This is a genomic window from Stenotrophomonas sp. PS02289, from assembly GCF_029960115.1.
Taxonomy (GTDB): Bacteria; Pseudomonadota; Gammaproteobacteria; order Xanthomonadales; family Xanthomonadaceae; genus Stenotrophomonas.
In genome coordinates this window covers 1-7,597 of the sequence record NZ_JASCOZ010000192.1, presented here as the reverse complement: position 1 = coordinate 7,597, position 7,597 = coordinate 1, and the positions used below count along the sequence as shown (strand labels likewise).

Below are 7,597 nucleotides of genomic sequence, written 5' to 3'. Positions count from 1 at the left end.
GCCGTTGGCCGGCCCTCATGAACGTTGGAAAGACACGGAAGGCCGGCCAACGGCCGGCGCTACCGTCTACTGGCGGATCTCGCGCACGGTACGCGCCGGCTGCTCGATGCCCGGACTCGCCCGCCACGGGTTGATGTCCAACCCACCGCGCCGGGTATACCGCGCCTCCACCTCCAGCCACTGCGGCCGGCAGCGCTGCGACACCTCGCTGAAAATGCGTTCCACGCATTGTTCGTGGAACTCGGCATGCTCGCGGTAGCTCACCAGATACCGCAGCAGGCCTTCGCGGTCGATGCGCGGGCCGTGGTAACGCACGCTCACATGCGCCCAGTCCGGCTGGCCGGTGACCGGGCAGTTGGACTTGAGCAGGGCCGAGCTCAACGTCTCGGTGACCACCTGGCCATCGTTGGCCGACAGCAGTTCCGGCGCGGGCGGGCCATAGCGGTCAATGGTCACTTCCAGGTCGTCCAGTGACTCGCCCTCGGCGGCCTCCACCAGCGGCGGCACCCCGAACACCACGTTGACCACCGCCCCGGCGCAGGCCGACAGATCGCCCGCGATGCGCTGGCGGGCGGCCTCGTCGTCGTCGAAGCGGGTGCTGTTGAGCGAGTTGAGGTACAGCTTGAACGACTTGGACTCGATCAGGTTGGGCGAGGTGCAGGGCACGCTGATCGTGGCCACCGCGACCCGGGGCTTGCCGCGCCGGTCCAGCCAGCTCAGCTCATAGGCCTGCCAGCGGTCATGGCCGACGAAGGGCAGGTGGGCGTCATCCACCCCGATCTCGTCACGCGCGGCACGGCGGGGGATGGGGAAGAGCAGGCTGGGGTCGTACTGCGAAGGGTAAGCGACCTCGCGACCGAGGCTGGAGTCCTGGGGGGTATTCATGCGCCCATTTTACAGCGCGGCCCGGTGGGCCGGGCCCCTGTTCAGAAACTCGCCCGAACCCTTCACACCCACGCCATCCCCCATTAACAACCCCTGTGACACCGTGCGTTCCATGTCCCCACTTGTGGAAGGGAGCGTTCGGATGAGTACCGACAAAAAGGCCGATTTCTCCGGCGTGTCCGCCAAGGTGGATACCACCGCAGAGAAGGTGGAGAAGGCGGATTTTTCCGGCGTGTCCGCTTCGGTGGATACCACGGCCGAAAAGGTAGGTGGTGGCACCTACACCGTGCAGAAGGGCGATTCGCTGTCGAAGATCGCCAAGCAGGAACTGGGCGATGCCAACGCCTGGAAGAAGATTTTCGACGCCAACAAAGATGTGTTGGACGACCCGGACAAGATCTTCCCGGGACAGGTCCTGAAACTGCCGCCGAAGACCTGAACCGACGGTCTGGCCCAACCATTCCCTGGGAGGAATTCCATGAAGAAGACATCGATCAGTACCGCCGTACTTGCAGCTCTTCTGGCCACCGTGGCCGTGACCGGCTGCAAGAAGAAAGAAGAGTCGGTGGATACCACCGCGCAACCGGCGGCCACGGCTCCGGCTCCGGTGACCGAACCGGCGGCTCCGCAGCCGATGACCCAGGCGGCTGCAGTGAACGTTTCTGCGGTCACCGTGGGCAAGACCGCGGCGGCAGACAAGTCGGTCGCTCCGGCGGCGCTGTTTGCGCCGAAGGACGTGATCATTGTTTCGATCCGCACTGATGGGACCGCCAACAACACCAACGTGGGCGCAAAGCTGACCTATCAGGACGGCCAGGTGGCCGGTGAGCAGAGCCAGGCACTGAACACCACGGGTGCGGAAACCACCAACATCAGCTTCACGAATGCCAATGGCTGGCCGGCGGGCAAGTACCGCGCGGAGGTCACGGTAGATGGTAGAGCGGCCGGAACGCCGCAGGAGTTCGAGGTCAAGTAAGCCTACACCGACTCTCTCCCGGTACGGGCTCACGATGGACGCAGCCGCGAGGCTGCGTCTTTTTTGTCCGGTGTCGCACTCGGCCTGTTTTGTACGTAGCGCACCGCTGAAAAACCACACGAACGTCACACTTCCTGCCAATCCTCAAACCGTGCCATTCGCGCCACCAAGCGACGCATCCTGCACATGCTTGCGGTGTCGCGCGCCAATTACGTCGCACAATCTGCGCAACTGGCACTGCAGCAATGACCCTGCTTGCCCTTCACCACATGGTCATCGCTGCGCGTTTCCTGCAGGGTAGGTCCCCCCTGCCATTCCGGCAGGGGTCGAACTGCTCAAGGAGGTCTGCCATGCAGACGCAATGGCGCGAAAGCGAACCACTGCCCCCGCTTCACCCCGGACAGATTCTGGCCGAGGACTTCATGGCCCCGCATTGCATCAACGGCCGCGTGCTGGCCGGTGCCCTGCAGGTGTCGCACAGCCGCATCTTCAACATCGTTTCGCATCGCAGTGCGATCACCGCCGACACCGCCCTGCGACTGGCGCGCTACTTCAACACCTCGCCGTGGTTCTGGATGAACCTGCAGATCCGCTTCGACCTGGAAGTGGCCGAGCAGCAGGTGCCGCATCCTGCCGCGCGCATCACCCCGCTGGAGGCGGCTGCGGTGGGAGACGACGAACGCTGGGATGACGGGGCGTGGTGATCGACCGGACCTGCGGCGACCAATACCGCCGCGTATGGTCCGGCTTTGCTACCCGCCGCCTAAACCGCGACAATGCGGGGGTTTCCCCGCAGAGTATCCGTTCCCCATGTCGAACACGCCCAAGATTCTCTACACCCTCACCGATGAGGCCCCCTTCCTGGCGACCGCGTCGCTGCTGCCCATCGTCGAGGCCTATACCGCTACCGCCGGCATCGCGGTCGAGACCCGCGATATTTCGCTGTCGGGTCGTATCCTGGCGCTGTTCCCGGATTACCTGAAAGACGAACAGAAGCAGGCCGATGACCTGGCTGAGCTGGGCCAGCTGGCGACCACGCCGGACGCCAACATCATCAAGCTGCCCAACATCAGTGCCTCGGTGCCGCAGCTCAAGGCTGCCATCAAGGAACTGCAGGACCAGGGCTATGCCCTGCCGAACTACCCGGATGCCCCCACCGACGACGTCTCGCGCGACATCAAGTCGCGCTACGACAAGGTCAAGGGCAGCGCCGTGAACCCGGTGCTGCGCGAAGGCAATTCGGACCGTCGCGCCCCGCTGTCGGTGAAGAACTACGCCCGCAAGCACCCGCACCGCATGGGCAAGTGGAGCAAGGAATCGAAGTCGCATGTCTCGCACATGGACGGCGGTGACTTCTACGGCAGCGAAAAGTCCGCCACCCTCGCCAACGCCGGCAACCTCAAGATCGAACTGGTCAAGGCCGACGGCAGCAGCGTCGTGCTGAAGGAAAAGACCGCGGTCAAGGCCGGTGAAATCGTCGACGCCGCGGTGATGAGCCGCAGCGCGCTGGCCGCCTTCGTGCAGGCCCAGATCGCCGACGCCAAGGCCAAGGGCGTGCTGTTCTCGCTGCACCTGAAGGCGACCATGATGAAGGTCTCCGACCCGATCATGTTCGGCGTGGTGGTGGAAGAGTTCTACAAGGACGTGCTGGCCAAGCACGCTGACGTGCTCAAGCAGGCCGGTTTCGACGCCAACAACGGCATCGGTGACCTGTATGCGCGCCTGCCGCAGCTGCCGGAAGCCACCCAGGAAGCGATCAAGGCCGACCTGGCTGCCGAGTACGGCAAGCGCCCGGGCCTGGCCATGGTCAACTCCGACAAGGGCATCACCAACCTGCACGTGCCCAGCGACGTCATCGTCGACGCCTCGATGCCGGCCATGATCCGCGACTCCGGCGGCATGTGGAATGCCGAAGGCAAGCTGCAGGACGCCAAGGCGGTCATTCCCGACCGCTGCTACGCGGGCGTGTACCAGGCGGTCATCGACGACTGCATCGCCCACGGCGCGTTCGACCCGGCCACCATGGGCTCGGTGCCGAACGTCGGCCTGATGGCGCAGAAGGCCGAAGAGTACGGCTCGCACGACAAGACCTTCCAGATTCCGGCCGACGGCACCGTGCGCGTCACCGACGATGCCGGCAGCGTGATCTTCGAACACGCCGTGCAGACCGGTGACATCTGGCGCATGTGCCAGACCAAGGACGCGCCGATCCAGGACTGGGTCAAGCTGGCCGTGAACCGTGCCCGCCTGAGCAGCACCCCGGCTGTGTTCTGGCTGGACGAGAAGCGCGCCCACGACGCCCAGGTGATCGCCAAGGTCAACACCTACCTGAAGGACCACGACACCGCCGGCCTGGACATCCGCATCCTGGCCCCGGTCGAAGCCACCACCTTCTCGCTGGACCGCATCCGCAAGGGTGAGGACACCATCTCGGTGACCGGCAACGTGCTGCGCGACTACCTGACCGACCTGTTCCCGATCATGGAGCTGGGCACCAGCGCCAAGATGCTCTCCATCGTGCCGCTGATGGCCGGTGGTGGCCTGTTTGAGACCGGTGCCGGTGGTTCGGCTCCCAAGCACGTGCAGCAGTTCGTCGAAGAGGACTACCTGCGCTGGGATTCGCTGGGTGAATTCCTGGCCCTGGCCGCCTCGCTGGAACACCTGGGCGAGCGCTACAACAATGCCGATGCCGCCGTGCTGGCCAAGACCCTGGACCAGGCCAACGGCCAGTTCCTGGACAACGACAAGTCGCCGTCGCGCAAGCTGGGCGGCATCGACAACCGTGGCAGCCACTTCTACATCGCGCTGTACTGGGCCCAGGCCCTGGCCGCGCAGGATGAAGATGCCAAGCTGAAGGCGAAGTTCGCCCCGCTGGCCAAGGCGCTCACCGACAACGAACAGGCCATCGTGGCCGAGCTCGCGGCGGTGCAGGGCAAGGCCGTGGACATCGGCGGCTACTACCGTCCGGATCTGGCGAAGGTCTCCAAGGCAATGCGTCCGAGTGCCACCTTCAACGCCGCACTGGATGCACTGAAGGGCTGATCCGGCCTGCCGGCAGGACCCTGACGAACCCGCGCTTCGGCGCGGGTTCTTTTTTGTCGCGGACTCAAAAGTGTGAACTCCGTCGATCTGTGAAGTGAGCGGACACGGGCGTCGAATTCGTGAGAACGGCATGAAACTTGCCTGCCTGCGGCCTATCCGCAAACCGATTTTTGGCCAGATTTACCTGCGAAAAATGAGAAATCCATCACCTATGGTCATGGAGCCCATGGCATAGGCTAACCACGCTCTATTCCGCACGGGATGTGATTTTTCACAAGGCAGGGGAAGGCGGATGGCCAGGGTGCTGGTGGTGGGATCGGACATGCAGGGAGAGCGTGCGCTGCTGCAGCGGCTGCGTTCGGCTGCGGCGTTGACGGCTGACGCGGTCAGTACCTGCCGTGATCTGGACGAGTGCGACCTGCTGGTGATCAGGGATACCCCTGCGTTGCGCAACGCGGCGCTGCGCATGGTGCGCGAGCGACCTCGCATCCAGTTCTGGATCGAAGACCAGCTGGGCCAGTTGCGTGAGGGCGAGCATGACAACGGGCGGGTGCTGGATGATGCGGCCATCGAGCATGCGCTGCGGCACATGGTGGACAGCGCGCCGGTGGCGAGCATCGATGAACCCTGTACTGCACGGGGGGCCAAGGCCATTACCCGCGCGCTGCGGGAAAGCCTCAATACCCGCCAGGGGCACGCCGTGCTGGCCCTGGACGGCACCGCGCAGGTGATGATCGACTTCGTGCAGGACCAGATGGTGGTGGCCGCCGGCGTACCGGCCGAGCACCTCGCGCAGGATCTCTCCGACGCGTTCGAGTCGCTGTCGCTGCATGGCATTTCTGCACGGCGCTACCAGGAACTGGCCGGCGAGCGCACTCGCCAGCCGCTGCGTCCGCTGTTATGGCAATGGGGCCAGCGCCCCAACCACTGGCAGGACCTGGACGCGCGTCTGCTGCGCCACGCGCGGGTAAAACTGCTGCGCTGGCCGGATTTCCGCGTGCTGGGCCGCCAGCACGACAGCTTCCGGCTGTGTTCGCTGCTGCTCAAGCGCGCCTGCAGCGTGGACGAATGTGCGGCGCTGCTGGACGTCTCCGGCGATGCCGTGCGCAGCTTCGTGCACCCGGCCTACCTGTGTGGTTATGCCGCATTGGAGGCGGTCCCACAGGACGCCGCGCCCCTTCGCGGTACCCCGGCAGCGGGTGGCGGCACCCTGCTGGCGCGCATGTGGCGCAGCGTGCGTCAGCGCAGCGGGGCGTGAGCATGCGTGAACACAAGATCGTGGTGCTGGGCACCATGGGCTGCGGCAAATCCACCCTGGTGCGGGCCATCGCCGCCGGTGCGGTGGTGGACACCGACGTCCCCAACAGCGACCGTCAGGGCGCGGACAAAGCCTCCACCACGGTGGCGATGGACTACGCGGACATCGACCTGCCCAATGGCGACCGCCTGCGCCTGTACGGCACCCCCGGGCAGCAGCGCTTTGATTTCCTCTGGCCGATCCTGCTGCAGGGAGCCAGTGGTGTGGTGCTGCTGCTGGATGCCACCCGCAGCGCGGCAGTGACCGAACTGGACGCCTATCTGGCGGTGCTGAAGCAGCACGCCAGCCAGGTGCCGGCCGTGGTGGGCATCACCCGTCTGGACCTGGCACCGCAGTTCGACCTCGACGCGTGCAGCGCGCTGGCCGGTTGGGACGCGCGGGTGCTGCCGGTGATGCCCGTGGATGCGCGCGACCGGGACCAGGGTTTGTGGCTGATGGATGTACTGATGAGCGAGATGGAAACCGGCGAACTGGTGCTGGCGCATGGCTGACGGACACGACGCCCGCCGCATGGACCCGGTGCTGCGTGCGCGGCTGGCGGCGCACCTGGATCGCTTCGTGGACGAGATCGACGGCGTGCGCAGCGTGGTGCTGGCAACGGTGGACGGCTTTGCGCTGCTGCCTGCGGCCGGCACGCATGGCAACGGAGAGCGCCTCGCCGCGATGACCAGCGCCATGCTGGCACTGGCCGCCGCGGTCGGACGCGAACTGGCGCTGGGTGAGCTGGAGACGCTGATGCTCGAGGCCGGTGAGGGCAAGGTGCTGATGCTGGCACTGCCGTGCACGCCGGCCCCGCTGCTGCTGATGACCGCCTGCGACACGCGCTGTGTCGTCGGCAAGGTGCTGTGGAGCGCCAAATACTGTGGCCGCAACATCATGGCCGAACTCAGCGGATCACGAGCCGATCCGCAGGAGTAATCGGGGCTCGATCAAAACAGGGGGTGCAACATGGCGGGACTGAACGAAACCTTGAGCGCGTTGATGACCATCGATGGCGCGCAAGCTGTGGCGCTGGTCGACTATGAGAGCGGCATGCTGCTGGGAGAAGCCGGCTCGGGCATGGACATGGAAGTGGCTGCGGCAGGCAATACCGAAGTGATCCGCGCCAAGATGAAGACCGCTGCCTCGCTCAACCTCAACGACACCATCGAAGACATGCTGATCACGCTGGGCCGGGCGTACCACATCATGCGCCCCGTCGCGAACAAGCAGGGGCTGTTCCTCTACCTGGTACTGAACCGTGACAAGGCCAATCTGGCCCTGGCCCGGCGCAAGGTGCAGGACGTGGAAGGCTCGCTGGTGCTCTGACGCATCCGGGGGGATGAAAGGGGAACCGGTAGCGCCGGCCGTTGGCCGGCCCACGGATCGCCAGGGCC

At 65.4% G+C, this 7,597-nt stretch carries 9 protein-coding genes; 8 read left to right on the top strand and 1 reads right to left on the bottom strand.

What is annotated here, in order from left to right:
* Window positions 1-66 precede the first annotated feature (66 nt).
* On the bottom strand, window positions 67-885 hold the full coding sequence (gene queF / locus QMX83_RS18720) for an NADPH-dependent 7-cyano-7-deazaguanine reductase QueF (protein WP_282298148.1): 819 nt from the start codon (window positions 883-885) through the stop codon (window positions 67-69).
* A gap of 142 nt (window positions 886-1,027) precedes the next feature.
* Between queF and QMX83_RS18715 the strand changes: the two genes are divergently transcribed.
* The 8 genes from QMX83_RS18715 (at window position 1,028) to QMX83_RS18680 (ending at window position 7,529) form a co-directional block, all read left to right on the top strand.
* Complete coding sequence (locus tag QMX83_RS18715) at window positions 1,028-1,324, top strand: LysM peptidoglycan-binding domain-containing protein (RefSeq protein ID WP_282298147.1); 297 nt, start codon at window positions 1,028-1,030, stop codon at window positions 1,322-1,324.
* Between the two features lie 39 nt (window positions 1,325-1,363).
* On the top strand, window positions 1,364-1,861 hold the full coding sequence (locus QMX83_RS18710) for a hypothetical protein (protein WP_282298146.1): 498 nt from the start codon (window positions 1,364-1,366) through the stop codon (window positions 1,859-1,861).
* Window positions 1,862-2,211: 350 nt separating this feature from the next.
* A complete protein-coding gene (locus QMX83_RS18705; protein ID WP_282298145.1) occupies window positions 2,212-2,565 on the top strand; it encodes a HigA family addiction module antitoxin in 354 nt (117 codons plus the stop codon).
* Window positions 2,566-2,671: 106 nt separating this feature from the next.
* Window positions 2,672-4,903: an NADP-dependent isocitrate dehydrogenase gene (locus QMX83_RS18700; RefSeq protein WP_282298144.1), complete on the top strand. Its 2,232-nt coding sequence runs from the start codon at window positions 2,672-2,674 to the stop codon at window positions 4,901-4,903.
* A 292-nt stretch (window positions 4,904-5,195) separates the two neighbouring features.
* Entirely contained in the window at window positions 5,196-6,161 is a 966-nt protein-coding gene (locus QMX83_RS18695) for a hypothetical protein (protein ID WP_282298143.1), read from the top strand.
* Window positions 6,162-6,163: 2 nt separating this feature from the next.
* Window positions 6,164-6,712, top strand: coding sequence for an ATP/GTP-binding protein (locus tag QMX83_RS18690; RefSeq protein ID WP_282298142.1), 549 nt, complete (start codon window positions 6,164-6,166; stop codon window positions 6,710-6,712).
* Window positions 6,713-6,731: 19 nt separating this feature from the next.
* Window positions 6,732-7,139 carry a roadblock/LC7 domain-containing protein gene (locus QMX83_RS18685; protein ID WP_282298149.1) on the top strand — a complete coding sequence of 136 codons (408 nt, stop codon included), beginning with the start codon at window positions 6,732-6,734 and terminating at the stop codon, window positions 7,137-7,139.
* A gap of 30 nt (window positions 7,140-7,169) precedes the next feature.
* A complete protein-coding gene (locus tag QMX83_RS18680) occupies window positions 7,170-7,529 on the top strand; it encodes a hypothetical protein (protein ID WP_282298141.1) in 360 nt (119 codons plus the stop codon).
* The last annotated feature ends 68 nt before the right edge of the window (window positions 7,530-7,597 follow it).

Excerpts from the sequence above, each read along its gene's own strand:
- queF (WP_282298148.1), bottom strand. The coding sequence starts at position 885 with ATGAATACCCCCCAGGACTCCAGCCTCGGTCGCGAGGTCGCTTACCCT.
- QMX83_RS18715 (WP_282298147.1), top strand. The coding sequence starts at position 1,028 with ATGAGTACCGACAAAAAGGCCGATTTCTCCGGCGTGTCCGCCAAGGTG.
- QMX83_RS18710 (WP_282298146.1), top strand. The coding sequence starts at position 1,364 with ATGAAGAAGACATCGATCAGTACCGCCGTACTTGCAGCTCTTCTGGCC.
- QMX83_RS18705 (WP_282298145.1), top strand. The coding sequence starts at position 2,212 with ATGCAGACGCAATGGCGCGAAAGCGAACCACTGCCCCCGCTTCACCCC.
- QMX83_RS18700 (WP_282298144.1), top strand. The coding sequence starts at position 2,672 with ATGTCGAACACGCCCAAGATTCTCTACACCCTCACCGATGAGGCCCCC.
- QMX83_RS18695 (WP_282298143.1), top strand. The coding sequence starts at position 5,196 with ATGGCCAGGGTGCTGGTGGTGGGATCGGACATGCAGGGAGAGCGTGCG.
- QMX83_RS18690 (WP_282298142.1), top strand. The coding sequence starts at position 6,164 with ATGCGTGAACACAAGATCGTGGTGCTGGGCACCATGGGCTGCGGCAAA.
- QMX83_RS18685 (WP_282298149.1), top strand. The coding sequence starts at position 6,732 with ATGGACCCGGTGCTGCGTGCGCGGCTGGCGGCGCACCTGGATCGCTTC.
- QMX83_RS18680 (WP_282298141.1), top strand. The coding sequence starts at position 7,170 with ATGGCGGGACTGAACGAAACCTTGAGCGCGTTGATGACCATCGATGGC.